Origin of the sequence: Streptomyces sp. NPDC014727 (genome assembly GCF_043083485.1) — a bacterium.
Classification (GTDB): Bacteria; Actinomycetota; Actinomycetes; order Streptomycetales; family Streptomycetaceae; genus Streptomyces.
Window position 1 is genome coordinate 21,297 of sequence record NZ_JBIBYR010000026.1, and the last position, 26,027, is coordinate 47,323.

Genomic DNA, 26,027 nt, shown 5'->3' on the forward strand with positions numbered 1-26,027 from the left:
CGAAAACACCCATGAACCCCGCCCCGATGGGGGATGGTTGAGGGGTGCGGAAATTCTGGGTGGTCGGTGGCATCGGTGTCGGCATGGCCATGTGCTTCGTGGCGCTGCTCGTCGTCGGTACGTACTCCGCTGCTGCCGGGCTCGTCAGCTCCGGCAGCAGCGGAGCCGTCGGGCTGGCGAAGGGGGCCGTACCGGCGAAGTACCAGGCGCTGGTGCAGAAGTGGGGCAACCTCTGCCCCGCCATCAACCCGGCTCTCCTGGCTGCCCAGTTGTACCAGGAGAGCGGGTGGAACCCCCGGGCCGAGAGTCCCGCCGCCGCTCAGGGCATGGCCCAGTTCATCCCGGGCACCTGGGCCAGTCACGGGATCGACGGCAACGGGGACGGCAAGCGGGACGTCTGGGATCCGGCCGACGCGATTCCGTCCGCCGCCTCGTACGACTGCGAACTGGCCGGGTACGTGAAGAAGGTGCCGGGCGATCAGACGGACAACATGCTGGCCGCGTACAACGCCGGCGCGTACCGGGTGATCCGCTCGGGCGGGGTTCCGAACATCTCCGAGACGCAGAACTACGTCACCATCATCCGGTCCCTGGAGAAGAGTTTCGCCCGGCCCGTCGGACGGGTGCAGCCCTCACAGCAGGCGGCCGGGGCCATCTACTTCGCGCAGAAGAAGCTCGGTACGAAGTACCTGTGGGGCGGCAACGGCACGCCGGAGCAGGGCGGGCGCTTCGACTGTTCGGGGCTGACCCAGGCCGCCTACCGCACCGTGGACATCGAGCTGCCCCGGGTGGCGAACGACCAGTACAACGCCGGTCCGCATCCTTCGCGTGACGAGCTGCTCCCCGGCGACCTGGTGTTCTTCTCGGACGATCTGACCAACTCGCGGGCCATTCATCACGTGGGGCTGTACGTCGGCGGCGGATACATGATCAACGCGCCGTACACCGGGGCCGTGATCCGGTTCGACAAGATCGACACGCCCGACTACTTCGGCGCGACGCGCGTGACCAAGGACGGGGCCGCGGCCCTGCCGACCGCCCTTCCGGCCGACCGTCCGGCGGCATGACGCGAGGACGGCGGTGGCCGGAACTCTCCGTGAAGCCTGGGCCCTGAGCTGCGACGATGAGTCACTCTTCGATAACGTCATGGTGATCATTCGGTGGAGAGTGGAACGCACGCACGGGGCACGTCGTTCCCTGGGGGGACCGGACGGACCGGGACGGCGGTGCACTGACCATGCGGCGCCGACCGGGGAAGCGCTCGCGAGCGGAGCGGCCACGCCGTACCGATCCACAGGCAGTGATCCACGCAGTGATCGAACCGACACGGGGGTTCGTCAAAGCGGTGCACAGGAGTGTGCCCCGCGGCAGCAGACAAGGCAAGGGGCCGCAGCAGATGGCTGGACTCGCAGTGGATGGGTCGAACCCCGACGTCAGCCTGCTCTACGACATCAACGGGCTCGCGAAGTCCGCTCCCACCTGGTTCGACCGGGTCATGGAGTTCGTCGGCGAGTACGGGATCATGCTCGGCATGGTCCTGGTGGTCCTGTGGTGCTGGTGGAGCGTGCGCCGGCGCGGCACGGCCGATGATTCGGTGACGGCGGTCGCCGGGATCGTCTGGGCGCCGCTCGCCGCCGGGATCGCGCTGCTCATCAACATTCCGATCCGCGGTTTCGTGGGGCGGCAGCGCCCGTTCCGGGACCACCCGGGACTGGATGTGCTGGTGGACGGGAAGAACGACTTCTCCTTCGTGAGCGACCACGCCACGATGGCGATGGCTCTGGCCGTCGGGCTCTTCGTGGTCAACCGGAAGTTCGGCATCGCCGCGATCGGCCTCGCCCTGCTGGAAGGCTTCTGCCGGGTCTACATGGGCGTCCACTACCCGACCGACGTCATCGGCGGATTCGCACTCGGTACGGCGGTCGCCCTGCTGCTCGCCCCGCTGGCGATGATGCTGCTGACCCCGTTGGCGGCGGCGGTCTCCCGTTCGGAGCGGCTCGGACGACTCGTCAGGTCGCGGCGTTCGCAGGTGTCGGCCGCGGCCGACGGGCGGGCCGGGGCGTTCGGGATCCCCGAGCCGCGGCCGGGTACGGGCGGCGGCGGCGAGAAGGACCTGGCCGCGTAGCGCTCCGGCGGGGCGGCAGGTCCGTCAGCGGGGCGCGCAGCCCGTGATCACAGGTCCGTCACCGGGGCACCCAGCCCGTGACCGCAGGTCAGAGAGCTTGCGGGAAGGCGAAGAGGCGCTCGGGGTCGTACTGCTTCTTCAGCTCGGTGAGCCGGTCGGCCGCCGAACCGTAGTAGGCCCGGCGCCAGTCGGTCAGCGTCGGGTCGCTGTAGTTCTGGTACGCCGCTCCGGACGCGTACCGGCGCATGGCCGCGTGGGTGTTTTTCAGCCAGTCCTGCTGGGCGCCGCCCGCGGTGCCGGGGCGCCAGGCACCGATGTACTGGGCGAGTACGCGGGAGCCGCGGTGGACGAAGGCCGTCGCCTGCGGGGAGATCCGGTTGATCGCCCCGCCGAGCGCGGTGAGCGCGATGGAGCCGCCGCCCCCGCCCTGGCTCATGGGAATCCGGGTGAACGCCTCGGCCCGGTCGAGCAGGGCGCTCACGCCCGCCGCGGAGAGGGAGCGGTCGTAGAAGTCGGACGCGGCGGCGTATGTCTCGCGCTGGAGCGTGCCCTGCGTGGTGCGGCCGGGCGTCGTGCCGGGCAGATGGCACTGGGCGTCGGTGATGCCCGAGCAGCCCGCGTACACCAGCATGGCTTCCTGGTAACTGCGGCGGCGCAGCGAGACGGAGGAGGCCGGGGCGCCGATCCGGTCGGCGAGGCGGTCGACGGCGTTCTGCAGGTCGCCGTACGTGCCGAGGCTGAACGCGGCCACCGAGACGGTCGGATTGCCACCGCCCGGCCCCGCGGCGAGATGGGCGGAGGACCAGATCTCGTCGGGCTGGGACGGTCCCCACTCCTGCCAGGCGGTGATGACGGAGCGGGCGCGCGACCAGGGCCAGGACATGTACGCGGTGACGGTCTGCCGGACCGGGCGGGTACGGAACCTCAGCTCGGTGACCACGCCGAAGTTGCCGTTGCCCGCGCCGCGCAGCGCCCAGAAGAGGTCCGGGTGGTGCTCGGCGTCCACGGTGAGGGTCTTGCCGTCGGCCGTGACGACGGTCGCCGAGGTGAGGCTGTCGCAGGTCAGGCCGTACGCGCGGGATGCCACGCCGTGGCCGCCGCCGAGGGTGAGGCCGGAGATGCCGACGGTGGGGCAGGAGCCGCCGGGGATCGTCAGGCCGTGCCGGGCGAGGCCCTGGTAGACGTCGACGAGTTTGGCGCCCGCGCCGATCGTGCCGTTCCGCTCGACGCGGGACAGTGACGAGACGTCAAGGACGAGGCGGCCGTTCCCGCTCGACCAGCCGGCGTAGGAATGGCCGCCGCTGCGGATGGACACGGGGGTGGCGGTGCGGCGGGCGAAGGCAAGGCACTCGCGGATGTCCGCGTCGTGCCTGACATAGGCGACGGCGGCCGGCTTCAAGCCGTCGAAGCGGGTGTTGTAGAGCTGACGCGCCGTCGGGTAGGCCGCGTCCTGGGGGCGTATGAGAGCGCCGTCGAGGCTCTTGGCCAGGGCGGTCCAGTTCGCCGGGCCGGAGGGGGACGGCTTCGACGGGACCGATGAGGCCGGTGAGCCGGGTGTGGTGCCGCCCGTGGTCTGCGTACCGCCTGTGGGGTCGCCGCCGGTGCCGGACGTGTTGTCGCACGCGGTGGCGGTGAAGCCGGTGAGTGCTGCGGCGGCGCCCGCGGCGAGCAGGGTGCGGCGGTCGGTCGAGGGCGGCAGGTTCATCGGACCTCCGGGTCATGGCGTTCACGGCCGGTCGGTGGGGGGAGAGGCCGGGGAGGAAGGGCGAGGGGCCAAGGAGAAGAAGGGCGAGGGGCCAAGGAGAGGACAGGGAGAGGACAGGGAGAGAGGGCAGGGAGAGGGAGCCGGGGAGGGCTTCAGGGTGCCGCTCGGTGTTCCGCGGCGTCCGTGCGGGCCCGGTCCCGGGAGCGGCGGGCCGGTCCGGACCAGCCGCAGCTGCAGCGGGCGGTGCAGAACGAGCCGCGTTCCACGGTCATGGGCTCGTGCCCGTCGGACGCGGGGGTGGGGGGAGCCTTCGGGACCTCGTCGGTGCGTTGGTCATACACCCGTCCACGGTACTGGGCACGGCCACCCGGCGGTGTGTCGTCGGGGAGCGGCGTGACGGTGGACACGGGTCGTCGTTATGGGGAACGGATGGGGGGCTCGGGCAAACGGTACGTCGTTGGGGGTTGGCAGGCGATGGTGGTGCAGCAGCACAGGTCCGGAGGCGGGGCGCGCGCTGTCTGCGCCCTTGCCGTGATGGGCGTGATGGCGGCGACCGCCGGATGCGGTGGCGGTGGTGGCGGCGGTGACCGTGCCATGGCCGATGAACGGGGTGGTGCCGACTCCCTCGACGCGGTCCGCGGTGCGGCCGCGGTGCTCGCCGGGGCGTCGGCGGTGACGTCGGCCGGGACGGGAACGGGGGCGGTGACCGGACGGGCCGCTCCCCGGGCCGGGGCCCCGTCCGTCGCGGGAAGCGCCGAGGTGCGAACGTCCATGGAGACCGCGGCGGGCGGGACACGGGTGACGATCAGGGGCCGGGGAACGTACGACTTCCGCAACCGGACGGGCCGGCTCACGGTCGTGCTGCCCAAGGACGCGGCCGGTGAGAACGAGCACCGTCCCATTGTCGAACTGCTGGCTCCCGGCGCGCTCTACATGATGAACCGCGGCGCCGGAGTGCCCGCGGACAAGTGGGTCAGGGTCGACACGACGACCCTGGCGGACGGCAATCTTGTCACCGGCGGCGTGACCGATCCGATGGCCGCCGCCGAACTGCTGCGTGGGGCGCGGGAGGTGGAGTACGTGGGAAGGACCGTGCTCGCCGGGGTGGCCGTGCGGCACTACCGGGGGACCTCGGACATCGGCCGGGCGGCACGTGAGGCCTCGCCGGAATCGCGCGGGACACTGACCGCGGCGGCGAAGGGGTTCCGCACGCACACGGTGCCGTTCGATGTGTATCTGGACGAACAGGGACGGCTGCGCAAGGTGCGCCACCGGTTCAGTTTCGCCAACGAGGGGCCGGCGGTGGAGGTGGTGTCGACGACGCTGCTGTCCGGATTCGGGGTGCCGGTCTCCGTACGGCTGCCGGACGATCGCGACATCTACACCGGGAAGATCGAACAGCGACAGTCGGGCGACGGACGGACGGGGTCGGGGGCGTAGGCATGCCGACGGGCGCGAAATGGTCCGTCCGTGCCATGCGCGGTGTGTGGTCCGCTCCCTACGCTAGGAAGTCGGCGAGGCAGTGAGAGGTGAGTGACGTGGTGACGCTCGGCACGCGGACCGTATCCGACCATGTGGCCCTCGCCGAGATCGATCTCTGCGGGGAACTGATGATCGCCGCGTCGGCCGCGATCGGGGAACGGCTCAGCGCGGACCGCATCGACGAGGTGCTGAACGTCCGGGTGATCACCGAGCGGAACACCGTCCCCCGGCAGGCCGACCACCGGGGGTGAGCGCGGGGCCCCGCATCAGGTGCGGAGCAGGCGTGCGATGGCCTTCGTGGCCTCCTCGACCTTGGCGTCGATCTCCTCGCCTCCCTTGACCGCCGCGTCGGCGACGCAGTGCCGAAGATGCTCCTCCAGCAGCTGGAGCGCGAAGGACTGGAGCGCCTTCGTGGACGCCGAGACCTGGGTGAGTATGTCGATGCAGTAGACGTCCTCGTCGACCATGCGCTGCAGGCCGCGGATCTGGCCCTCGATCCGGCGCAGCCGCTTGAGGTGCTCGGCCTTCTGGTGGTGATAGCCGTGTATACCCCGGTCGTGGTCGGTGACGACCGGCTTTGCGATCGGTTCCGTCGCCGTGGCGTCGGAGGTCCCGGCGGCCTCGGTGGTGGTCATTGCTGCCTCCCGTTTTCCCTTTACTCTGCCGTCCACATACCCCTGGTGGGTATATTCTAACGAATTCTGCCGAACCGTGACCGGGGGCCCGTGCTGATCACCGGGCCCCATGCGCGACACTGAAGAATGCCGGTTAGCCGTGGCCGGATGATGCGCCTAGCATCAGCCTGACCGAATCCAAAGCATCCGAGGACCCCACGTGCGCTTTCGTCTGACCCCCAGGGAGACGAGCTTCTATGACATGTTCTCCGCATCCGCGGACAACATCGTCACGGGCTCGAAACTCCTGATGGAACTGCTCGGGGCGGACTCTGCCTCCCGAGTCGAGATCGCGGAGCGCATGCGGGCAGCGGAGCACGCGGGGGACGATGCCACCCACGCGATCTTCCACCAGCTGAACTCCTCTTTCATTACGCCGTTCGACCGTGAGGACATTTACAACCTCGCTTCGTCGCTCGACGACATCATGGACTTCATGGAAGAGGCCGTCGACCTGGTCGTGCTGTACCAGGTCGAGGAACTCCCCAAGGGCGTCGCGCAGCAGATCGAGGTGCTGGCACGGGCGGCCGAGCTGACCGCCGAGGCGATGCCGGGTCTGCGCACCATGGACAATCTCACCGAGTACTGGATCGAGGTCAACCGCCTGGAGAACCAGGCCGACCAGATCCACCGCAAACTGCTCGCCCATCTCTTCAATGGCAAGTACGACGCCATGGAGGTGCTGAAGCTGAAGCAGATCGTGGACGTACTGGAAGAGGCGGCCGACGCGTTCGAGCACGTCGCCAACACGGTGGAGACCATCGCGGTCAAGGAGTCCTGAACCACGTGGACACCTTTGCGCTGATCGTGACCATCGGTGTCGCGCTCGGCTTTACGTATACGAACGGCTTCCACGACTCGGCGAATGCCATCGCCACCTCCGTCTCCACCCGTGCGCTCACACCACGCGCGGCGCTCGCGATGGCCGCCGTGATGAATCTCGCCGGCGCATTCCTCGGCAGCGGTGTCGCCAAGACCGTCAGTGAGGGGCTGATCGCGACCCCCGAGGGCGACAAGGGGATGGGTATCCTCTTCGCCGCGCTCGTCGGCGCGATCATCTGGAACCTCATCACCTGGTATTTCGGGCTGCCCTCCTCGTCCTCGCACGCGTTGTTCGGCGGCATGGTCGGTGCGGCGCTCGCCGGCGGGACGATGGTGCACTGGGACGGGGTGCTCGACAAGGTCATCATCCCGATGTTCGTCTCGCCGGTCATCGGCCTGATCGTCGGCTATCTGGTGATGGTCGCGATCATGTGGATGTTCCGGAAGACCAACCCGCACAAGGCCAAGCGCGGCTTCCGGATCGCACAGACGGTCTCGGCCGCGGGCATGGCACTCGGCCATGGTCTGCAGGACGCGCAGAAGACGATGGGCATCGTGGTGATGGCCCTGGTCATCGCCGATGTCGAGAGCCCGAGCGACCCGATTCCGGTCTGGGTGAAGCTCGTCTGCGCGCTGATGCTCTCGCTGGGAACCTACGCGGGTGGCTGGCGCATCATGCGGACGCTCGGCCGGAAGATCATCGAGCTCGATCCGCCGCAGGGGTTCGCCGCGGAGACGACGGGTGCGTCGATCATGTTCGGCTCGGCGTTCCTGTTCCACGCGCCGATCTCCACGACGCATGTGATCACCTCGGCGATCATGGGTGTCGGCGCCACGAAGCGGGTGAACGCGGTGCGCTGGGGGGTTGCCAAGAACATCATCCTGGGGTGGTTCATCACGATGCCGGCCGCCGCGCTGGTCGCCGCCGCCAGTTACGGCGTCGTGCTGCTGCTCTTCGGCTGACGGGGCTGCGGGGCGACCGGGGCATCCGGTGGCCGCGCTGTCCGTCGGTTCCGGACGGGCCTGATCCGGTGATACGGAAAGGGGGCCGCCCCCGCTCCCTGCAGGGAGCGGGGGCGGCCCCTTCGCCTTGCGGTGGCACCGCCATGCAGCACCTCAAGGCAGTTCTGGGGACGAGGCCGGTTATCCGAATCGGCCCGAGATGTAGTCCTCGGTCGCCTGGACGGAGGGGTTGGAGAAGATGCGTTCCGTCTCGTCGATCTCGATGAGCTTGCCGGGCTTGCCGACCGCCGCGAGGTTGAAGAACGCCGTGCGGTCCGAGACACGGGCCGCCTGCTGCATGTTGTGCGTCACGATGACGATCGTGAAGCGCTCCTTCAGCTCGCCGATCAGGTCCTCGATGGCGAGGGTGGAGATCGGGTCCAGGGCGGAGCACGGCTCGTCCATCAGCAGCACGTCCGGCTCGACCGCGATCGCGCGGGCGATGCACAGACGCTGCTGCTGACCGCCGGAGAGACCGGAGCCGGGCTTGTTCAGCCGGTCCTTGACCTCGTTCCAGAGGTTGGCGCCGCGCAGGGACTTCTCGACGATGTCCGACAGCTGGTTCTTCTTGTACGAGCCGTTCAGCTTGAGGCCCGCGGCGACGTTGTCGAAGATCGACATGGTCGGGAACGGGTTCGGACGCTGGAAGACCATGCCGACCGTGCGGCGCACGGTGACCGGGTCGACGTTCGTCCCGTACAGGTTCTCGTCGTCCAGCAGCACCTTGCCCTCGACGCGGCCACCGGGGGTGACCTCGTGCATGCGGTTCAGGGTGCGCAGGAAGGTGGACTTGCCGCAGCCGGACGGGCCGATGAAGGCGGTCACGGAGCGGGGCTCCACGGTCATCGAGATGTCCTCGATGGCGAGGTGGGAGCCGTAGTAGGCGGACAGGCCGCTGACGTCGATGCGCTTGGCCATCTGAATCACTGCTTCTTTCGTGCCGCGGTCAGCGGCCGGTCTTCGGGGCCTTCCAGCGGGCGATGCCGCGGGCCACCAGATTGAGGATCATGACGAAGGCGATCAGGACCAGAGCGGCGGCCCAGGCGCGGTCGTACGACTGGTCGGTGCCGACCTTGTACTGCTCCCAGATGTAGAAGGGGAGCGAGGACTGTGCGCCTTGGAAAGGATTGGCGTTGATCATCTGGCTGCCGAAGACCAGCAGCATGATCGGCGCGGTCTCACCGGCGATCCGGGCGATCGCGAGCATCACACCGGTGGTGATGCCGCCGATCGCGGTCGGTATGACCACCTTCAGGATGGTGCGCCACTTCGGGATGCCGAGGGCGAGCGATGCCTCGCGGAGCTCGTTCGGGACGAGCTTGAGCATCTCCTCGGTGGAGCGGACCACGACCGGGATCATCAGGATCGTGAGTGCCAGCGCACCCATCAGACCGGACGGCTCGGTCTTCGTCATCAGCATGATCGAGAGGATGAAGAGACCGGCGACGATGGAGGGGATGCCTGTCATGACGTCGACGAAGAACGTGACGGACTTCGCCAGCGCGCCCTTGCCGTACTCCACCAGGTAGACGGCGGTCAGCATGCCGATGGGGGCGGCGATCAGGGTGGCGATGCCGACCTGCTCCAGTGTTCCGATCAGTGCGTGGTAGACACCGCCGGTCGGCTCGGAGCCGAGCACGCCGGCCATCGAATGGGTCAGGAAGTACCCGTCCAGGCGCTCCGCGCCGCGGCTGACCGTGGTCCACAGGAGCGAGGCGAGCGGTACGACGGCCAGCAGGAAGCACACCCAGACGATGCTGGTGGCCAGCCGGTCCTTGGCCTGGCGCTGGTTCTCGACGACCGTCGTCGTGACGTACGAGATGACGACGAAGAGCAGGGCGGAGAACAGTCCCCACTGCGTGTGGCTGCGCCAGCCCGCCGCCGCTCCGATCCCCACGCCGAGCGCGAGCGCGACGGCCGCGAAGGCGAGCGGGGCCCAGCGGGGGAGGGCACGGCTGCTGAGGCTGGTCCTGGGTGCGGGCGCCATCGGGGTGGGGCGTTCCTGCATGCCGGTGTTGGCTGCCTGGCTCATGCGTTGGCCCCCGAGTATTCCTTGCGGCGGGCGATGATCAGCCGGGCCGCGCCGTTGACCAGCAGAGTGAGGACGAAGAGGACGAGGCCGGAGGCGATCAGGGCGTCCCGCCCGAACTGGTCGGCCTCGTCGAACTTCGCGGCGATGTTCTGGGCGAACGTTCCGCCACCCGGATTGAGCAGATGCCCGGAGATGATGAAGCTCGGCGACAGGACCGTGGCGACGGCCATCGTCTCACCGAGCGCGCGGCCCAGACCCAGCATCGAGGCGGAGATCACGCCGGAGCGGCCGAAGGGCAGCACCGAGAGGCGGATGACCTCCCAGCGGGTGGCGCCGAGGGCGAGGGCGGCTTCCTCGTTCATCTTCGGGACCTGGAGGAAGACTTCGCGGCTGACGCTGGTCACGATCGGCAGGATCATGATCGCGAGCAGGATGCCGACGGTGAAGAGCGAGCGGGCGACGCCGACCTCGGTCTTCTCGAAGAGGTACGTCCAGCCGAAGAACTGGTCGAGCCAGAGGTTCAGGCCTTCCAGGTACGGGACCAGGAAGAGGGCGCCCCAGATGCCGTACACGATGCTCGGCACTGCGGCGAGCAGATCGACGACGTACGCGAGGGGCGCGGCCAGCTTGCGCGGCGCGTAGTGCGAGATGAACAGGGCGATGCCGACAGCGACCGGGACGGCGATGGCCATCGCGACGACCGAGCTGACGATCGTGCCGAAGAGCAGGACCGCGATGCCGAAGACCGGCGGGTCGCCGGCCGGGTTCCAGTCCAGGGTGGTGAAGAAGTTGCCCTCGTCCTTGGAGATGGCGAGCGCGGCGCGGTAGGTGAGGAACACGGCGATCGACGCCATGATCACGAGCAGCAGAATGCCCGAGCCCCTGGAGAGGCCCAGGAAGACCTTGTCGCCCGCGCGCCCGGTCTTCGGCCTGACGCGCTTGCGCGCCGCGGGCGGCGCCGGCGGCGTGTCTATCGGTGTGGTGGAAGCCATGGTCTTTCCGGTCTGTGTGGGGGAGCGGTGGGGCTCCCCTGGCGGCGGTGCACCGGATGGGTGGTGGCGGGCCGGTCCGGAGGGGTGCACCGGACCGGCCCGCTCTGTGTTGCTGACGTCGCTACTGCTGTTGCCGGCGGTGCCGACGTGGGTGAGGCTCTGTGCCTCGGCCGGGCGCCTCGGTTACGAGAGGGAGCCGATGGTCTCGCGGACCTTGGCGTTGATCTCGGCCGGGATCGGCGCGTAGCCCGCGTCGCCGAGGAGCTTCTGGCCCTCGTCGCCGGCCGTGTAGTTCAGGAAGGACTTGACCGTGGGCAGGGTCTCGGCCTTGTTGCCCTTGTCACAGACGACCTCGTAGGTCACCAGGACGATCGGGTAGGCGCCGTCGGCCTTGGTGGTGTAGTCGAGGTCGAGCGCCAGGTCCTTGCCGGTGCCCTTGATCTTGGCGGCGGCGATGGCCTTGGAGGCGCTCTCCGAGGAGGCCTTGACCGGGGCGGCGGCACCGGTGGCGATGTCGACGGTGGGGATCGACTGCGAGGTGGCGTAGCTGAGCTCGAAGTAGCCGATCGAGCCGTCGACCTGCTTCACCTGGGCGGCGACACCGGAGGAGTTGACCGCGGACTGGCCACCGGGGGCCGGCCACTTCTTCTCGGCCTCGTACTTCCAGTCGCTCGGGGCGGCTGCACCCAGGTACTTGCCGAGGTTCTGCGTGGTGCCGGAGTCCTCGGAGCGGTGGAAGGGCTGGATCGCCTTGTCCGGCAGCTTCGCGCCCTTGTTGAGCTTGGCGATCGCCGGGTCGTTCCACTTCTTGATCTTGGTGTCGAAGATCTTGGCGAGGGTGGGGGCGTCCAGCGTGAGGTTGTCGACGCCTTCCAGGTGGTAGCCGATGGCGATCGGACCGCCGACCATCGGGAGATTGATGCCCTGGCCGGTCTTGCAGACCTTCTTCGAGTCGGCGACCTCTTCGGGCTTCAGCGCCGAGTCGGAACCGGCGAAGCCGACCGTGCCCTGGTTGAAGGCGACGATGCCCTCACCGGAGGAGGACGACTTGTAGTTGATCTCGACGCCCGAGCAGCCGGCCATGTAGTTCTTCGCCCACAGGTCCATGGCGTTCTTCTGCGCACTGGAGCCGGAGGCGAGCAGCTGGCCCTTGGCGCCGTCGCACTTGACGTTCGACGCGGCGCTCGTCTTGCCGCCGTTGCCGCCGGTGGACCCCTCGTTGTTGTTGTCCGAACCGCACGCCGTGAGGACCAGGGCGCCGGAGACGGCGAGGGCACCGAGCGCGGTGGCACGAAGCCGGTTCTTGCGCTGAAGCTTCACTTTCGGGTGTTCCTTCCAGGAGCCGCCGAGGTCATGTTCGTTCTACGACGGCGTGCGACGTTGTGGGTGGTGCGGCGTTGTGCCGCGCACCGTGCACAGCCGAAGTTAGGCAGAACAGGTGAAGCGGTTTGCGGGGAAGAGTGAACGGGAGGTGAACCGTGTCGGACGGTGCGGTTCTGGAGCCCCGTCAGACGCTCGGCAGGTCGGCGAGCAAGGCGTCCAGCACATCCTGGTCATGTGGCCGGGTGAGCCGGGCGCGGGCCGCCGCCGGGGAGAGCCAGCTCACCCGGTCGACCTCGGCGTTCGGTACGAAGGCGCCGCCGGTCGCCTCGGCCGCCCAGTAGGCGACCTCTTTGGGCCGCCCGTTCACGGTGTACCGGACGGTGGGCAACGGGGCGCCAGGCGCGCAGTGGTGGCCCGTCTCCTCCAGGACCTCGCGCAGCGCGCCGTCCAGCGCGGACTCACCGCGCTTCAGCTTGCCCTTGGGGTGCGACCAGTCGTCGTAACGGGGCCGGTGGACCAGGCAGACCTCCAGATCGCCGGAGTGTTCCGACCGGCGCCACAGCACACACCCCGCGGCGAGCACGGGTCCGGTCGCGGTGCGCCTGCCGCCGCGGTCGTCTGCCGCTCCGGTCACGACGCGACCACCGCTGCCGCCGTGTACGGCCAGCTCTCCCGGAACACACTGCGCGCCGCTTCCACCTCGTGCCGCTGATCGGCGTGGAGCACCCCCAGGGCGTACGCGGTGGCGGGCGCGATCCGGGGGGTGCGGGCCGCCGACGCCGCTGCGGCCGCCGCCTCCGCGGCGTCCCGGTGCAGGTCGAGCGCGTGCCCCGACGCGGCCAGGGCCGGATCGGGGGCACCCCGCATCACCTCGCGGGCGTACCGGTGCAGCCGCAGCAGCAGCCGGGTCCGGTGCCAGGGCGCGTCCTGTGCCTCGTTGTACGGCTCGACCGCCTCGTTGGAAGGGAGGGCGGCCACCGCGCCGAGCAGTTGTTGTTCGGCCCGGTCGGCGGGCCCGTGCAGCATCTCCTCGGCCGGCGCGGTGGCCGTCGTGGCGAGCGGGACCTCGGAGGCGAGCAGCGCGACGGCGTCGGCCACCGCGTGGAAGCGGGAGGAGCCGAGCGCCTGGAGAGCCGCGGAGTGGGCGCGGGTCCGGGCAAGGGTCAGCTGTCGTTCCAGCAGCGCACCGGCGCGGGCCGCGCCGACACCGAGGGCCGCGCGCTCCTTGCTGTCGGCGCCGGATCCGGAGCCGGTTCCCGTCCGGGCTGCGGGCAGCGAGGTGCCGGACAGGGTGTGCAGCGCTTCGAGGAGCCGGTTCAGCCGGGTCGCGTAGGCGTGTTCCCGGGCCAAAGTGCCCGAGAGCCAGGCCAGTTCGGTGCGCAGCTGCTCGGCCCAGGCCGTGTCCAGCGCTGCCCGGAAGGTGTGCAGTGTGCCGCCGATCCGCCGGGACGAGCGGCGCAGCGCACCGGCGGCCTCCTCGGCGGCGTGGCTTCCGGCGTCCGTGGGGGCGCTGTTCTCGCGGTGCAGGCGCAGGCTGCGCAGGAATTCGGCGGCCTGTTCCTGCAGGTAGGGCGCGAGCACCGCCCCTGCCGTAAGGTCCGCCTGCGTCGTCTGGTGGTCATGGCGTCGCACGCCGGCGCCTCCGGGCGTCAATGAGCATTTCCTGTACGTGCCGCAGCGGCTGGCCGTCCGCGTCCGTGGCGTGCCGGGTCCAGTTGCCGTCGGAACCGAGGTGCCAGGAGGAGGTGGTGTCGGCCATGCCGGTCTCCAGGAGACGGCTGAGGGCGGCGCGATGGGCGGGGTCGGTGACCCGGACCAGTGCTTCGATCCGGCGGTCGAGGTTGCGGTGCATCATGTCGGCGCTGCCGAGCCACACTTCGGGTTCGCCGCCGTTGCCGAAGGAGAAGATCCGGGAGTGTTCGAGGAAGCGGCCCAGTATCGAGCGGACCCGGATGTTCTCGGAGAGACCGGCGACGCCGGGGCGGATCGCGCAGATGCCGCGCACCCAGATGTCCACCGGCACGCCCGCCATCGCGGCCCGGTAGCAGGCGTCGATGATTGCTTCGTCGACCATCGAGTTGACCTTGATGCGGACGTAGGCGCTCCGCCCGGCCCGCTGGTGCGTGATCTCCTTGTTGATCCGGCTTATCAGCCCTTCGCGCAGGGACCTCGGGGCGACCAGGAGACGGCGGTAGGTCTCGCGGCGGGAATAGCCGGAGAGCCGGTTGAAGAGGTCCGAGAGGTCCGCGCCGACCTGCGGGTCGGCGGTCAGCAGCCCGAGGTCCTCGTACAACCTGGCGGTCTTGGGGTGGTAGTTGCCGGTGCCCACGTGCGAGTAGCGGCGCAGTGTGTCGCCCTCCTGGCGGACGACGAGCGAGAGCTTGCAGTGGGTCTTGAGACCGACGAGCCCGTAGACGACGTGGCAGCCGGACTCCTCCAGCTTGCGCGCCCACTTGATGTTGGCCTGCTCGTCGAAGCGGGCCTTGATCTCGACGAGCACGAGGACCTGCTTGCCGGACTCGGCGGCGTCGATGAGGGCGTCCACTATCGGTGAGTCGCCCGAAGTCCGGTACAGGGTCTGCTTGATGGCCAGGACGTCGGGGTCGCTCGCGGCCTGTTCCAGGAACGCCTGTACGGAGGTGGAGAACGAGTCGTACGGATGGTGCAGGAGCACGTCGCGTTCGCGCAGGCCGGCGAAGATGTCGGGCGCGGAGGCGGATTCGACCTCGGCGAGATCGCGGTGGGTGCCGGCGATGAATTTGGGGAACTTCAGCTCGGGCCGGTCCAGGGAGGCGATGCCGAAGAGCCCGGTGAGGTCGAGCGGACCGGGCAGCGGGTAGACCTCGGAGTCGGACACCTTCAGCTCGCGCACCAGCAGGTCCAGCACGTACGGGTCGATGGACTCCTCGACCTCCAGGCGGACCGGCGGGCCGAAGCGGCGCCGCATGAGTTCTTTCTCCAGGGCCTTGAGGAGGTTCTCGGCGTCGTCCTCCTCGACCTCCAGGTCCTCGTTCCTGGTGACCCGGAACATGTGGTGGGCGAGGACCTCCATGCCCGGGAAGAGCTCTTCGAGGTGGGCGGCGATGACGTCCTCTATGGGCACGTACCGCTGCGGCGACGCCTCCAGGAAGCGGGTCAGCAGCGGCGGCACCTTGACCCGGGCGAAGTGGCGGTGGCCGCTGACCGGGTTGCGTACGACGACGGCCAGGTTGAGCGAGAGGCCCGAGATGTACGGGAAGGGGTGCGCCGGGTCGACGGCCAGCGGGGTCAGCACGGGGAAGACGCGCTGCCGGAAGAAGGTGAACAGGCGGGCCTGTTCCTTCTCGGTCAGCTCGGGCCAGCGGATCAGCTGTATGCCCTCGTCGGACAGGGCGGGGGCGATGTCCTGCTGGTAGCAGGCGGCGTGCCGGGCCATGAGTTCGCGCGAGCGGGTCCAGATCAGGTCGAGGACCTCGCGGGGCTGGAGGCCGGAGGCGGAGCGGGTGGCCACACCGGTGGCGATGCGGCGCTTCAGCCCGGCCACCCGGACCATGAAGAACTCATCCAGGTTCGAGGCGAAGATGGCGAGGAAATTGGCCCGTTCGAGGAGGGGGGTCGCCGGGTCCTCGGCCAGTTCGAGTACGCGTTCGTTGAACGCGAGCCAACTGCGCTCCCGGTCCAGGAAACGGCCGTGGGGCAGTTCGTCGCCGTCGACATCGGGTTCGTACGCGTCGACGTCGGCGTCGATGTCGGGATCGAGGTCGGCCCGGGTGGACAGCGCGGCGCCGTTGGACGCCGACGAGGCGACGGCGTGCGGCCGGTACGCGGCGAGCGTGCCCACCGACGGCTGCACGGTGGGCTGGACCGGGACCTCGGAGCTGGGCTGCTGGCTCATGCCCCCATTCTTCCGCGTCAGGGGCTCCGAGGGCGCGCCGGAGGGTGCCGAGATCGCGTTAAACGCACGGTTCGTGTGGTTCGCGCGGTCTCCGCCGGGATTTCTCCCATGGTGGGGGGTCGGCACAGCTGGCTGCATCCTGAGAGGGTCGCAAGCCCTTCTGAATGGCCGGTAACGGCGACATGACGTGCAGGAAGCGGTGTGCGGGTGTGCGGGTGTGCCGTAGGGGCAGTTCCGGGCCCGTGCACACGGGCCCGGAACGACGTTCGACTCAACCGTGACGGCGGCGCAGGACCCGGAAGGAGAGCGCGATCGCGAGGGCGGCGAGGGCGAGCAGGATGCCGGTCTCGACGAGCTGGAGCGGCCAGAAGTGCGAGGCGGGGTGGTAGTCGAGGTAGCTCCGGGTGATGTCCTTGTCGGCCAGGCAGCTTTCGAGGTCGGCGGCGGTCCGGCAGACGTCGGCGGACAGCCGTTCCCCGCCGCTGGTGAGCCAGCCCTGTCCGGCGTCGGCGACACCTTCCGGGAACCGGTGGCCGTCCGCCACGCGGGACGTCGCCGTGAGTGTCGGCCACAGGCTGTTGCGCACGGAGTTCATGGCCATCACCAGCGCGCCGTATCCGATCACCGTCACGACCGTCGCGGAGACGGTGCGCCGCAGCAGCAGCCCGGCGAGCGCACCGAGGGCGAGCATGAGGAGGGCGTAGCCGACGGGGACGGTGCCCATCGCGCCGTAGACATCCCGTTCGTACCAGTTCTTCGGGTAGTGGGTCGTCTCCGCCCGCGACCAGACCCAGGCGGAGACGGCGGACAGTACGGAGACCCCGGCCAGGATCAGCACGACGGGCACGGCGAGCTTCGCGGCGAGCCAGCGCGCGGGCGAGAGCGACTGGGACCAGGACAGCCTGTACGTGCCGTTCTCCAGCTCCCGTGCGATCAGCGGGCCTGCGACGAACATGCCGATGAACGCGGGCAGGAGCATCATCACCAGGCCCGCGTAATCGACGGCGTGGCTGAGGCGGAGCTCGGCGCCGAGGAAGTGGCGGACGGTGACGCCGCATCCCCGGACGGTGTTCTCCACCGAGCAGTCGGTGCCCGCGAAGGTGCCGGAGACGGAGGCCGTCCACAGGGCGGTGGCGACCGCGGCGGCGATCCCCACGACTGCGAGGCCGCCGATGATCCACAGGGTGAGGCGGTGCTGACGTACGACGACCCGGGCCGGGCCGAGCAGACCGACGGTGCTCATACGGCCGCCACCTCCCGGCCGGCCTCGGCGCTCGGCGTGAGCAGGGCGGGAGCCCCCGGCGACCGCAGATGCGCGAGCAGCAACTCCTCCAGCGAGGGTTCCGCGCTTTCCCAGACGCCGGTGTCCACCGGGCCCTCCATCCGTACGAGGGTGGTCTGCACGCGCCCCGCGGTGCGGGACTCGACGACGGTGTGCGGTGCGGTGTCCCGCACCGGGCCGGTGAGCAGGGTGTGCGCGGCGACCAGATCGTCCGTCTCGCCGCCGAGGCGGACCCGGCCGTTGTCGACGAGCAGGAGGTAGTCGCAGGCGCCCTCCAGCTCGGTGAGGATGTGCGAGGACATCACGATGGTGGTGGAGCGCTCGGCGGCCTCGGCCATCAGGGCGCCCATCAGCTGGTGGCGGGCGAGCGGGTCGAGGTCGGCCATCGGCTCGTCCAGCAGGAGCAGTTCGGGCCGCTTGCCGAGCGCGAGGGCCAGGGCGAGCCGGGTGCGCTGGCCGCCGGAGAGATGGCGGACCCGGGCGCCGCGCGGAAGCTCCCCGGTGATGCGTTCGGCGGTGTCCTGGTCCCATGTCCCGGGGTTCAGTTCGGCTCCCGCCCAGAGGGTCTCGGCCACCGTCAACTGCGGGTAGAGCGGCTTGTCCTGGGCCACGAAGGCCATCCGGGCCCGCGCCTCGCCCGGCGCCCCGTCCAGCACCCGTACCGTCCCCTCGGCGGGGCGCAGAAAACCGGCCGCCAGGGCGAGCAGGGTGGACTTGCCCGCGCCGTTGGGGCCGATGAGGGCGCACACGCGCCCGGTGGGCAGCCGGAACGAGCAGTCGCGAAGCACCCAGCCCCCGCCCCTGCCCCGGTACTTCATGCCGAGGCCGACGGCCTCGATCGCAGCGCCTGTCATCAGGCCTGATCTCCCTCGTAGGTCTTGTCCAGTACGGCGGTGAAGAGCGCGCTCACGTCGTCCTTCTCCAGTCCGGCCGTGCGGGCCCGGCGGGCCCAGGCGGCGAGCTCGGCGCGCAGCGGCGCGTCGTCGGCGGCCGCCACGCCGCCGAGGGTCCGGGTGACGAAGGTGCCGAGCCCCCGCCGGCCCTCGACGAGGCCCTCGCGCTCCAGTTCCCGGTACGCCTTGAGCACGGTGTTCGGGTTGATGGCGGTGGCCTCGACTACCTCCCGCGCGGTGGGCAGTCGATCGCCGGGCTCCAGCAGACCGAGGCGCAGGGCCTGCTTGGTCTGCTGGACGATCTGGAGGTACGTGGCGATACCGCTGCGCCGGTCGATGCGGTATTCGACCGCTGCGGACTCTGCCATGTTCACCCCTTTCACTAATGAAGTAGTGAAAGGGTGGCGTAAGGAAGGGGCGGCGTCAAGCGGCGCCGCCCCTTCTTCCGTGCCGCGGCTCAGGACTCCGTGCGGTACATCAGGTCCACCTCGTGCGTCGCGAAGCCCATCCGTTCGTAGACGGCCAGGGCCGCCTTGTTGTCCGCGTCGACGTAGAGCATCGCGGTCGGCAGCCCCTCGGCGGCCAGATGGCGCAGCCCGATCGCGGTGAGCGCCTTGCCGAGCCCGCCGCCCTGCGCATCGGGCCGGATGCCGACGACGTACACCTCGCCGAGGTGCTCCTCGGCGTGCACCTTCGTCCAGTGGAAGCCGATCAGCTCGCCGTCGCGCTCGGCCAGGAAGAACCCCTTCGGGTCGAACCACGGCTCCGCCTTGCGGTCGTCCAGGTCGCGCTGCGTCAGTGAGCCCTGTTCGGGGTGGTGGGCGAAGGCGGCCCGGTTCACCGCGAGCCAGGCGGCGTCGTCCTCGCCGGGCACGAAGGTGCGGATGGTGACACCGGGCGGCAGCACCGGCTCGGAGATGTCCAGCGGGCTCAACGGTCGGCGCAGCTGCCGCAGTTCCCGGAAGAGGGAGAGGCCGAGGACCTGTGCGAGATGCCGGGCCGCGGACTTCCCGCCGTGCGCCCACACCCGCAGCCGCTTCCCGGTCACGGCGAGCAGCGCCGCGCCCAGCGCCCGCCCGTGTCCCTGCCCGCGGTACGCCGGATGCACGACCAGTTCGGCGGCGGGCGCCTCGACGGGGTCGGTGTCCTCCAGCTGCGCATACCCGACCAGGACCGTCCCGCTGGTCAGCAGCAGATGCCGCACGCCCTCACGCCGTCCGCCCCGCAGCTGCAGCCGCCCCTGCTCGGACACGGCCTGCCTGCCGTCGGACCGGGCCGCCTCGGCGAGCAGACCGGACACGGCGTCGGCCTGTTCGGGGGAGAGCGCGTCGAGCGTCTGGATCTCACGTCCGGGGGCGGGGAGAGGTACGTCAGTCGTCATGTGTACGAGCGTACGGGGATGGGGCGGGCGTCGGGCGGCTTGCGGGGGCGCCGGCTGCCGGACGGGCCCTGGACGGCGGGGTGCGGCGCGGCGCAGCGGGATTCGGTGGCACACGGTGGGGCGATTCTGCCCGTATATATGCGCCATGCGGGCGATAAGCGGAAGTTGACCCCGATTCCGACCGCATGGCAACCAGTTCGTAACCCCCCACACCTGTCGCGCTACGCGCGTTGACCCTAGGCTGCGGCACGAAGTCTCCAGACTCGCCATCACCCTCACACCTCACGCTGAACTCACAAGGGGACCGATGTCAGCGACACCGCAGAAGAACCGCGCGTCCCGGCGGGTGCTCGCCGCCGCGGCCGGGCTCGCCACCGTCGGCGCGCTCGTCGCCGCGATGCCGGCCGACGCCCAGGACCGCGGCCATGGCGATGACCATGGCCAACACAAGCCGGCCAGTACCGTCGACGTACAACTGCTGTCCTTCAACGACCTGCACGGAAACCTGGAGCCGCCGGCCGGCTCGGCGGGCACGGTCACCGAGACGCAGGCCGACGGCACGACGACGGCGACTCCGGCCGGTGGCGTCGAGTACCTCGCGTCCTCACTCCGTACCGCGCGCAAGGGACACCCGTACTCGATCACCGCGGCCGGTGGCGACATGGTGGGCGCGAGCCCGCTGCTGTCCGGTCTCTTCCACGACGAGCCGACCATCGAGGCGCTCAACAAGATCGAGCTCGATGTGACGACCGTCGGCAACCACGAGTTCGACGAGGGCGCCACCGAACTGGCCCGCCTCCAGAAGGGTGGCTGCCACCCGGTCGAGGGCTGCTACGAGAAGGGCAAGAAGTTCAAGGGTGCGGACTTCCCGTACCTCGCCGCCAACGTGACGAACGAGAAGACCGGCAAGCCGATCCTCAAGCCGTACACGGTGTGGAAGAAGAACGGCGTCAAGATCGGCTTCATCGGGGTGACCCTGGAGGGCACGCCGAACATCGTCACGGCCAACGGCGTCAAGGGCCTGAAGTTCCACGGCGAGATCGAGACGATCAACAAGTACGCCAAGGAGCTGGACCGTCAGGGCGTCAAGTCCATCGTCGCGCTGATCCACGAGGGCGGGCAGCCGGCCTCCACCTCGTACAACTACGACTGCGACAGCTCCGGCGCCGGTGACGGCATCTCCGGGCCGATCGTCGACATCGCCAAGGGCATCACGCCCAAGGTCGACGCGCTGGTCACCGGCCACACCCACCAGGCGTACGTCTGCACGATCCCGGACCCGGCGGGCAACCCGCGCATGGTCACCTCGGCGTCGTCGTTCGGCAAGCTCTACACCGACACGACCCTCACCTACGACCGCCGCACCAACGACATCGTGCGTACGTCGGTGAAGTCGGCCGGTGCCTCGAACCCGAAGTCGGTCAACCACATCGTCAGCCGGGACCAGCCCAAGGCCAACGACATGACGGCCCTGATCGCCCGCTGGAACACCCTCGCGGCGCCCATCGCGAACAAGCCGCAGGGCTACATCACCGCCGACATCAACGGCCGCGGCTCCACGGCCCCCGAGAAGCCGCTCGGCAACCTGATCGCGGACGCCCAGCTGGAGGGCCTGGCCCCGGCGGACAAGGGCGGGGCGGTCGTCGCCTTCATGAACCCGGGCGGTATCCGCGCGGACCTGGTCCACAAGGCGACCGGCAATGAGGGCGACGGGGTGGTGACGTACGGCGAGTCCTTCACCGTGCAGCCGTTCACCAACATGATGAACGTCGTCGACCTGACCGGCGCCCAGCTGGTCACCGCACTCCAGCAGCAGGTCAGCGGCTCCAACGAGGCCAGCCCGAAGATCCTTCAGGTGTCCAAGGGCTTCACCTACACCCTGGACATGACGAAGACGGGTGCGGCCCGCGTGGTCACCGACACCATCAAGCTGAACGGTGAGGCGATCGACCCCGCGAAGACCTACCGCGTCGCCATGAACGAGTTCCTGGCGGGCGGCGGCGACGGCTTCGCGGCACTCGGCCAGGGCACCAACAAGCTCGTCGGCCCCTCCGACCTGGACGTCTTCAACGCCTACCTGGCGGCCCACTCGACGGCCGCCGCGCCGCTGGCCCCGCCGGCGACGGACCGGATCACGGTCATCCAGTAACTCCCGTACGCGGGTGAGTGGGGCGGTGGGCCGGCGGGCCCACCGCCCCGCTGCGTTTTCCGGTGGGTCGGCGGGCGACATCGCGGCGAGCCCTGCGGATTCTGCTCAGGCCGCGCGGACGGCGCGATCCCGATGCGCGTCACGAACCTCCGCGGCCGCTCGGGCACGGTGCGTATTTCTACTCCAGCAGCTTTCACCCGGTGCAGTAGCTTGCCGACTCCGCCTGGAATCTACAGGGTCTCTCGTCCGGATCCCGCCGGGCCCGCGGGGACCGCCCGCCGGTCCGGCCTGATCGGAACGGAAGACCCCAGCTGCCGCGCAGCAGAGCAACCGGAGGGTCGCACATGCCCCGAGAAGCGCAGTACCTCGCAGTCGCCGACTCGCTGCGCGCACGGATTTCCGCGGGAGAGTGGGGAATCGGGGAGCGCCTGCCGTCCCGGGCGAGGCTCGCTGAGGAGTACGAGGTCGGGCGCAACGTCACGCAGAGGGCCGTCGACGGTTTGATCGTCATGGGCCTCCTCGAAGGACGCGCGGGCTCGGGCACCTACGTCCGCATGCCGCGCGAACGCCTGCGGATGGTCCGCTCGCGGCACCGCGAACGCCGGGGCGGCTCCCCCTCCCGCGCCGGCACGGAGGAGCGGGGCAGGGCGGGCGCCTGGGACTCGCACAGCCGGGCGCGGGTCCCCGCCCCCGACGCGATCGCCGAGCGGCTCGCCATCGGTCCCGGGGACCTCTGCGTCCACACACACTACGAATTCCTCGCCGACGGGCAGCCCGTCCAGCTCTCCGAATCCTGGGAGCCGATGGCCATCACGGACGGAACACCGATCGTGCTGCCCGAGACGGGCCCCCTCGCGGGAAAGGGCGTGGTCGAGCGCATGCGCTCCATCGGTGTGGACATCGAGACCGTGGTCGAACTCCCGCGCCCGGCGCGTGCCACCCGAGTACAGGCGAACCTGCTGGGGATCAGCGTCGGAGACCTGGTGCTCCAGATCGAGCGGACCATCTACGACACCGGGGGACGTCCGGTGGAAACCGCCGACATCGTCATTCCGGACGTGCGCCGGGAAGTGGCCTACGAGTTCGGAGTCGACCGTCCGTAGCCCGTGTCGTCGAACCGCACGGTCCGGCCTTTGGCCGGACGGCGGAGGTCCGACGGCACGACCCGGCCCATCGAAGCCGGCCCATCGAAGCCGGCAGAGCGACATCCCGAAGCCGAAAGACAGGTGACCCGCATGTCGATGTCCCCCCGGTCCGGACTCCTACGCGATCCGGACTTCGGGCGACTGTCCGCCGCCACCGCGCTCGGCCAACTGGGCGATCGCATCATCTTTCTGGCACTGCCCCTGGTAGCCATCGTGGCCTTGGACGCCGACGAGTTCCAGGTCGGAGTGCTGACCGCGACGACCACGGCAGGCTCGCTCCTGGTCGGGCTGCCGGCGGGCGCGTGGGTGGACCGCATGCGCAAGCGATCGGTGATGATCAGCACGGATCTCGCGAGGGCGGTGGCCCTCTCGACGATACCGGTGGCGTGGTGGTCGGACCTTCTGACGATCTGGTGGCTCTACGCCGTCGCGTTGGCTCACGGCGTGCTGACGGTCTTCTTCGACGTCGCGTACGTCAGCTATTTGCCGCACCTGGTGGGGCGCGGCAATCTCGTCGAAGGGAACTCGAAACTCTCGGCGATACGCTCGGTGACCAGTATCGGCGGACCAGGGATGGCGGGGCCGCTGATCGGCTGGCTCGGAGCCCCTGCGACGCTTCTGGTGAGTTCGGCCGGGATGGCGATGTCGGGTCTGCTCGCGACCGGAATCCGCAAGCGCGAACAGAAACCGGAGCGGAGCGAGCGCCCTCGGCTGCTTCGGGACATCAAAGAGGGATTGGCATTCGTTCTCCAGCATCCCGCCCTGCGCGCGATCATTCTGGGGGATGCGATGTTCAACCTCTTCCTGGTCATGTACCAAACCATGTTGCTGGTCTTCCTGAAGAGGGAGATGGACCTCGATTCCTTCGGTATCGGCGTCATTCTGTCGGGAATGGGCTGTGGTGCCCTGCTGGGCGCGCTGTCGGCGACCAGGGTCTCGAAGCGCGTCGGGCAGGGTCCGGTCATCTGGCTCGCACCCCTTGTCACCTGTCCGCCGACCGTCCTGATGCCGATGGCGCATCCGGGGTGGAGCGTGTACGTGGCCGCGCTCGGACTCGCGTCCCTCTCCCTGGGCGGGGTCATCCGCTTTGTGGCCCAATCCAGCTTCCAGCAGACCCTCACACCGGATCGCCTCCTGGGCCGCACGAGCGCGACGGCCCGGTTCATGTCCTGGGGCGGCATTCCGCTCGGCGGGTTTCTGGGGGGAGTCTCGGGCTCCGTGTTCGGAGCCCGGACCACGTTGTGGATCGGGGCCGTCGGCATGACGTCGAGCATCCTCCCGTACGTCCTGTCACCGCTTCGAAGCATGCGCGAACTGCCCGGGGAAGAGGATCCCGGGCCCGTTCGCCGGGGCTTGCAGGGCTGACGCCATGAGGGGGACCGGCCTACGGGGCCCGGTCGTATCTGCGCAGCAGGCCGGGAAGCCGTTCGGCCTCGGAGTCCCGGTGGGCGTGCACTTCGGGCGGGCGCCGTGACGCGGCGCTGTTCCAGAGATGACGTGTGCCGGTCATAATTTGACGGCTGACCCCCCACGGCAGACGGAGGCACCCCCCGCATGAGCCCGTACACCGGTACACGCAGGAACTTCCTGGCCGGCGCCCTCGCCGCCACCACCACGGTCCTCGCCGGCGCGGGACCCGCCGTCGCCGGGCCCCGCCGGGCCCTCGCCACCCAGGACTGGATGAGCGGAATCCCCGACGCCACCGCGCTGCAACGCCTCACGATCCCCGGGTCGCACGACTCCGGCGCCCGCTACGGCGGACCCTGGACGGAGTGTCAGAACACCACGATCGCCCAGCAGTTGGACAGCGGACTGCGCTTCCTCGACGTACGGTGCCGGATCACCGGTGACTCCTTCGCGATCCATCACGGCGCCTCGTACCAGAACCTGATGTTCGGCGATGTGCTCGGCGCCTGCTGGGACTTCCTGGCCGAGCGGCCCACCGAGACCCTGCTGATGCGGGTCAAGCAGGAGTATTCGGAGGAGAGCGACGCCGAGTTCCGTCGGATCTTCGACCTCTACCTCGACGGCAAGGGATGGCGGCCGCTGTTCCACATCGACGCGGCGCTGCCCGCGCTGGGCGGGGCACGCGGCAAGGTCGTCCTGCTCGCCGACAACGGCGGGCTGCCCGGCGTCCGTTACGGCGATTCCGCGCTCTTCGACATCCAGGACGACTACATGGCGGAGCCGTTCGCCAAGTACCCCAAGATCGAGGCCCAGTTCCGCAAGGCCGCGCAGCAGCCGGGGAAGCTGTACATGAACTACGTCAGCACCGCCGCCCTGATGCCGCCGCGCTGGAACGCGGACCGGCTCAATCCCCAGGTGCAGTCGTTCCTGGACGGATCGGAGGCGGCGGGCCGGACCGGGCTCGGAATCGTCCCGCTGGACTTCCCCGCCACCCGGTCGGGGCTGGTCGAATCGCTGATCAGGCACAACCCGCTGGATCGCTGATCGGATCGCCGGTGGTCCGGGCGACGCGGCGGACGGGACGTATGAGGGCGGGATGTGCACGGACGGGCCGGGGTCGCGTGCGCACGGGCCGCGTGTGGACGGGGCCCATGCGCACGGGGCGGGTGGGAACGGGATGCGTGTGGACGCCCTGACGGCGCGGCGCGGCGCGGTGCCGCGCCGTGGGCGGGTGCGGTTCAGGCGGACGCCGTGCGGGCCGACGCGAAGTAGGACGAGGACTCCCGCGTCCACAGCAGGGCGACGGCTGCCAGGCCCGCCGCGCACGGCAGGACGCCGGCCACCGTCATCACCAGCGGGTGCGGCTGGCCGAAGTTGTACACGGCCAGGGCGGTGCCCAGCACGACGGCCGCGGACCCGGCCCCGCGCGCCCAGCGGCGGCCGCGACGGCTCGCCCATGCCATCGCCGCGAACAGGGCGGCGCCCAGCACGGCGAGCGTGAACAGGTACGTGAGGATGCTCGACTCGGCCATCCCGATCTGGTCGGCGCCGCGTTGCGGGTAGGTCTGCCGGAGCCGCTGGGCCAGACCGCTCCCCGCGGCCTGGTCGACGACGATCGCGCCCGCGCCGGCCGCGGCCAGTGCGATGGCCCCGTACAGGACGCGCGCGGCCGTGCGGACGGACGCGGGGAGATGCTGCGTGGACATGGATCCTCCCAGAACGTAGAGCAGTGGTGAAAC

At 69.8% G+C, this 26,027-nt stretch carries 26 protein-coding genes; 10 read left to right on the forward strand and 16 right to left on the reverse strand.

Going from position 1 to position 26,027, the window contains the following annotated elements; all coding sequences use genetic code 11:
• Positions 1 to 44 precede the first annotated feature (44 nt).
• Both ACF1B9_RS29975 and ACF1B9_RS29980 read left to right on the forward strand, forming a co-directional pair.
• On the forward strand, positions 45 to 1,067 hold the full coding sequence (locus tag ACF1B9_RS29975; RefSeq protein WP_391745776.1) for an NlpC/P60 family protein: 1,023 nt from the start codon (positions 45 to 47) through the stop codon (positions 1,065 to 1,067).
• 329 nt (positions 1,068 to 1,396) lie between these two features.
• Positions 1,397 to 2,125 (forward strand): phosphatase PAP2 family protein, encoded by a 729-nt coding sequence (locus tag ACF1B9_RS29980; RefSeq protein WP_391745774.1) that lies wholly within the window; start codon positions 1,397 to 1,399, stop codon positions 2,123 to 2,125.
• Between the two features lie 88 nt (positions 2,126 to 2,213).
• Here ACF1B9_RS29980 and ACF1B9_RS29985 read toward each other — a convergent pair whose 3' ends face one another.
• Together ACF1B9_RS29985 and ACF1B9_RS29990 are read right to left on the reverse strand one after the other, a co-directional pair.
• Positions 2,214 to 3,830 (reverse strand): FAD-binding oxidoreductase, encoded by a 1,617-nt coding sequence (locus ACF1B9_RS29985; protein WP_391745773.1) that lies wholly within the window; start codon positions 3,828 to 3,830, stop codon positions 2,214 to 2,216.
• A 152-nt stretch (positions 3,831 to 3,982) separates the two neighbouring features.
• A complete protein-coding gene (locus ACF1B9_RS29990; protein ID WP_351081956.1) occupies positions 3,983 to 4,171 on the reverse strand; it encodes a hypothetical protein in 189 nt (62 codons plus the stop codon).
• Between the two features lie 133 nt (positions 4,172 to 4,304).
• Between ACF1B9_RS29990 and ACF1B9_RS29995 the strand changes: the two genes are divergently transcribed.
• Positions 4,305 to 5,270 (forward strand): hypothetical protein, encoded by a 966-nt coding sequence (locus ACF1B9_RS29995; protein WP_391745772.1) that lies wholly within the window; start codon positions 4,305 to 4,307, stop codon positions 5,268 to 5,270.
• A 98-nt stretch (positions 5,271 to 5,368) separates the two neighbouring features.
• A complete protein-coding gene (locus tag ACF1B9_RS30000) occupies positions 5,369 to 5,563 on the forward strand; it encodes a hypothetical protein (RefSeq protein WP_391745814.1) in 195 nt (64 codons plus the stop codon).
• Between the two features lie 15 nt (positions 5,564 to 5,578).
• On the opposite strand, the gene ACF1B9_RS30005 is transcribed toward ACF1B9_RS30000, so the two are convergent.
• Complete coding sequence (locus tag ACF1B9_RS30005) at positions 5,579 to 5,947, reverse strand: metal-sensitive transcriptional regulator (RefSeq protein WP_391745771.1); 369 nt, start codon at positions 5,945 to 5,947, stop codon at positions 5,579 to 5,581.
• 199 nt (positions 5,948 to 6,146) lie between these two features.
• Between ACF1B9_RS30005 and ACF1B9_RS30010 the strand changes: the two genes are divergently transcribed.
• Both ACF1B9_RS30010 and ACF1B9_RS30015 read left to right on the forward strand, forming a co-directional pair.
• The gene (locus ACF1B9_RS30010; RefSeq protein ID WP_114245730.1) at positions 6,147 to 6,767 is read left to right on the forward strand and encodes a DUF47 domain-containing protein; all 621 of its coding nucleotides are present in this window, start codon (positions 6,147 to 6,149) and stop codon (positions 6,765 to 6,767) included.
• A 5-nt stretch (positions 6,768 to 6,772) separates the two neighbouring features.
• Positions 6,773 to 7,771: an anion permease gene (locus ACF1B9_RS30015; protein WP_376217165.1), complete on the forward strand. Its 999-nt coding sequence runs from the start codon at positions 6,773 to 6,775 to the stop codon at positions 7,769 to 7,771.
• Between the two features lie 180 nt (positions 7,772 to 7,951).
• Here ACF1B9_RS30015 and pstB read toward each other — a convergent pair whose 3' ends face one another.
• The 11 genes from pstB to mshD all read right to left on the reverse strand — a co-directional run bounded on the left by pstB (position 7,952) and on the right by mshD (position 19,587).
• Positions 7,952 to 8,728 (reverse strand): phosphate ABC transporter ATP-binding protein PstB, encoded by a 777-nt coding sequence (pstB, locus tag ACF1B9_RS30020; protein ID WP_391745770.1) that lies wholly within the window; start codon positions 8,726 to 8,728, stop codon positions 7,952 to 7,954.
• Between the two features lie 28 nt (positions 8,729 to 8,756).
• Positions 8,757 to 9,842, reverse strand: coding sequence for a phosphate ABC transporter permease PstA (pstA, locus tag ACF1B9_RS30025; RefSeq protein WP_391745768.1), 1,086 nt, complete (start codon positions 9,840 to 9,842; stop codon positions 8,757 to 8,759).
• Positions 9,839 to 10,834: a phosphate ABC transporter permease subunit PstC gene (gene pstC / locus ACF1B9_RS30030; protein ID WP_391745767.1), complete on the reverse strand. Its 996-nt coding sequence runs from the start codon at positions 10,832 to 10,834 to the stop codon at positions 9,839 to 9,841. Before pstC ends, pstA begins: the two co-directional genes overlap by 4 nt.
• A gap of 183 nt (positions 10,835 to 11,017) precedes the next feature.
• On the reverse strand, positions 11,018 to 12,154 hold the full coding sequence (gene pstS, locus ACF1B9_RS30035; protein WP_391745765.1) for a phosphate ABC transporter substrate-binding protein PstS: 1,137 nt from the start codon (positions 12,152 to 12,154) through the stop codon (positions 11,018 to 11,020).
• Between the two features lie 187 nt (positions 12,155 to 12,341).
• Positions 12,342 to 12,791, reverse strand: a complete 450-nt coding sequence (locus ACF1B9_RS30040) for an NUDIX hydrolase (RefSeq protein WP_391745763.1) — start codon at positions 12,789 to 12,791, stop codon at positions 12,342 to 12,344.
• Complete coding sequence (locus ACF1B9_RS30045) at positions 12,788 to 13,789, reverse strand: CHAD domain-containing protein (RefSeq protein ID WP_391745762.1); 1,002 nt, start codon at positions 13,787 to 13,789, stop codon at positions 12,788 to 12,790. Before ACF1B9_RS30045 ends, ACF1B9_RS30040 begins: the two co-directional genes overlap by 4 nt.
• Positions 13,776 to 16,031, reverse strand: coding sequence for an RNA degradosome polyphosphate kinase (locus tag ACF1B9_RS30050; protein WP_391745760.1), 2,256 nt, complete (start codon positions 16,029 to 16,031; stop codon positions 13,776 to 13,778). Before ACF1B9_RS30050 ends, ACF1B9_RS30045 begins: the two co-directional genes overlap by 14 nt.
• Before the next feature lie 271 nt (positions 16,032 to 16,302).
• A complete protein-coding gene (locus ACF1B9_RS30055; protein WP_391745759.1) occupies positions 16,303 to 17,274 on the reverse strand; it encodes a hypothetical protein in 972 nt (323 codons plus the stop codon).
• Positions 17,271 to 18,167, reverse strand: a complete 897-nt coding sequence (locus tag ACF1B9_RS30060; protein WP_391745757.1) for an ABC transporter ATP-binding protein — start codon at positions 18,165 to 18,167, stop codon at positions 17,271 to 17,273. Before ACF1B9_RS30060 ends, ACF1B9_RS30055 begins: the two co-directional genes overlap by 4 nt.
• Positions 18,167 to 18,574 carry a GntR family transcriptional regulator gene (locus ACF1B9_RS30065; protein ID WP_391745756.1) on the reverse strand — a complete coding sequence of 136 codons (408 nt, stop codon included), beginning with the start codon at positions 18,572 to 18,574 and terminating at the stop codon, positions 18,167 to 18,169. Before ACF1B9_RS30065 ends, ACF1B9_RS30060 begins: the two co-directional genes overlap by 1 nt.
• 89 nt (positions 18,575 to 18,663) lie before the next feature.
• A complete protein-coding gene (gene mshD, locus ACF1B9_RS30070; RefSeq protein WP_391745755.1) occupies positions 18,664 to 19,587 on the reverse strand; it encodes a mycothiol synthase in 924 nt (307 codons plus the stop codon).
• Positions 19,588 to 19,894: 307 nt separating this feature from the next.
• Here mshD and ACF1B9_RS30075 point away from each other — a divergent pair, with 307 nt between their 5' ends.
• The 3 genes from ACF1B9_RS30075 to ACF1B9_RS30085 all read left to right on the forward strand — a co-directional run bounded on the left by ACF1B9_RS30075 (position 19,895) and on the right by ACF1B9_RS30085 (position 24,246).
• Positions 19,895 to 21,736 (forward strand): bifunctional metallophosphatase/5'-nucleotidase, encoded by a 1,842-nt coding sequence (locus tag ACF1B9_RS30075; RefSeq protein ID WP_391745754.1) that lies wholly within the window; start codon positions 19,895 to 19,897, stop codon positions 21,734 to 21,736.
• A 344-nt stretch (positions 21,737 to 22,080) separates the two neighbouring features.
• Positions 22,081 to 22,839: a GntR family transcriptional regulator gene (locus ACF1B9_RS30080; RefSeq protein ID WP_391745753.1), complete on the forward strand. Its 759-nt coding sequence runs from the start codon at positions 22,081 to 22,083 to the stop codon at positions 22,837 to 22,839.
• A gap of 132 nt (positions 22,840 to 22,971) precedes the next feature.
• Positions 22,972 to 24,246, forward strand: coding sequence for an MFS transporter (locus tag ACF1B9_RS30085; RefSeq protein WP_391745752.1), 1,275 nt, complete (start codon positions 22,972 to 22,974; stop codon positions 24,244 to 24,246).
• A gap of 19 nt (positions 24,247 to 24,265) precedes the next feature.
• Here ACF1B9_RS30085 and ACF1B9_RS30090 read toward each other — a convergent pair whose 3' ends face one another.
• Entirely contained in the window at positions 24,266 to 24,391 is a 126-nt protein-coding gene (locus tag ACF1B9_RS30090) for a hypothetical protein (protein WP_391745750.1), read from the reverse strand.
• A gap of 44 nt (positions 24,392 to 24,435) precedes the next feature.
• Here ACF1B9_RS30090 and ACF1B9_RS30095 point away from each other — a divergent pair, with 44 nt between their 5' ends.
• Complete coding sequence (locus ACF1B9_RS30095) at positions 24,436 to 25,332, forward strand: phosphatidylinositol-specific phospholipase C (RefSeq protein WP_391745748.1); 897 nt, start codon at positions 24,436 to 24,438, stop codon at positions 25,330 to 25,332.
• A gap of 194 nt (positions 25,333 to 25,526) precedes the next feature.
• Here ACF1B9_RS30095 and ACF1B9_RS30100 read toward each other — a convergent pair whose 3' ends face one another.
• A complete protein-coding gene (locus tag ACF1B9_RS30100) occupies positions 25,527 to 25,994 on the reverse strand; it encodes a hypothetical protein (RefSeq protein ID WP_391745746.1) in 468 nt (155 codons plus the stop codon).
• Positions 25,995 to 26,027 lie beyond the last annotated feature (33 nt).

Coding starts and splice junctions, on each gene's coding strand:
- ACF1B9_RS30090 (WP_391745750.1), bottom strand. CDS start 24,391: ATGACCGGCACACGTCATCTCTGGAACAGCGCCGCGTCACGGCGCCCG.
- ACF1B9_RS30075 (WP_391745754.1), top strand. CDS start 19,895: ATGTCAGCGACACCGCAGAAGAACCGCGCGTCCCGGCGGGTGCTCGCC.
- ACF1B9_RS30085 (WP_391745752.1), top strand. CDS start 22,972: ATGTCGATGTCCCCCCGGTCCGGACTCCTACGCGATCCGGACTTCGGG.
- pstB (WP_391745770.1), bottom strand. CDS start 8,728: ATGGCCAAGCGCATCGACGTCAGCGGCCTGTCCGCCTACTACGGCTCC.
- ACF1B9_RS30100 (WP_391745746.1), bottom strand. CDS start 25,994: ATGTCCACGCAGCATCTCCCCGCGTCCGTCCGCACGGCCGCGCGCGTC.
- ACF1B9_RS29980 (WP_391745774.1), top strand. CDS start 1,397: ATGGCTGGACTCGCAGTGGATGGGTCGAACCCCGACGTCAGCCTGCTC.
- ACF1B9_RS30005 (WP_391745771.1), bottom strand. CDS start 5,947: ATGACCACCACCGAGGCCGCCGGGACCTCCGACGCCACGGCGACGGAA.
- ACF1B9_RS30095 (WP_391745748.1), top strand. CDS start 24,436: ATGAGCCCGTACACCGGTACACGCAGGAACTTCCTGGCCGGCGCCCTC.
- ACF1B9_RS30055 (WP_391745759.1), bottom strand. CDS start 17,274: ATGAGCACCGTCGGTCTGCTCGGCCCGGCCCGGGTCGTCGTACGTCAG.
- mshD (WP_391745755.1), bottom strand. CDS start 19,587: ATGACGACTGACGTACCTCTCCCCGCCCCCGGACGTGAGATCCAGACG.
- ACF1B9_RS29985 (WP_391745773.1), bottom strand. CDS start 3,830: ATGAACCTGCCGCCCTCGACCGACCGCCGCACCCTGCTCGCCGCGGGC.
- ACF1B9_RS30080 (WP_391745753.1), top strand. CDS start 22,081: ATGCCCCGAGAAGCGCAGTACCTCGCAGTCGCCGACTCGCTGCGCGCA.
- ACF1B9_RS29995 (WP_391745772.1), top strand. CDS start 4,305: ATGGTGGTGCAGCAGCACAGGTCCGGAGGCGGGGCGCGCGCTGTCTGC.
- pstC (WP_391745767.1), bottom strand. CDS start 10,834: ATGGCTTCCACCACACCGATAGACACGCCGCCGGCGCCGCCCGCGGCG.
- ACF1B9_RS30065 (WP_391745756.1), bottom strand. CDS start 18,574: ATGGCAGAGTCCGCAGCGGTCGAATACCGCATCGACCGGCGCAGCGGT.
- ACF1B9_RS30060 (WP_391745757.1), bottom strand. CDS start 18,167: ATGACAGGCGCTGCGATCGAGGCCGTCGGCCTCGGCATGAAGTACCGG.
- ACF1B9_RS30050 (WP_391745760.1), bottom strand. CDS start 16,031: ATGAGCCAGCAGCCCAGCTCCGAGGTCCCGGTCCAGCCCACCGTGCAG.
- pstA (WP_391745768.1), bottom strand. CDS start 9,842: ATGAGCCAGGCAGCCAACACCGGCATGCAGGAACGCCCCACCCCGATG.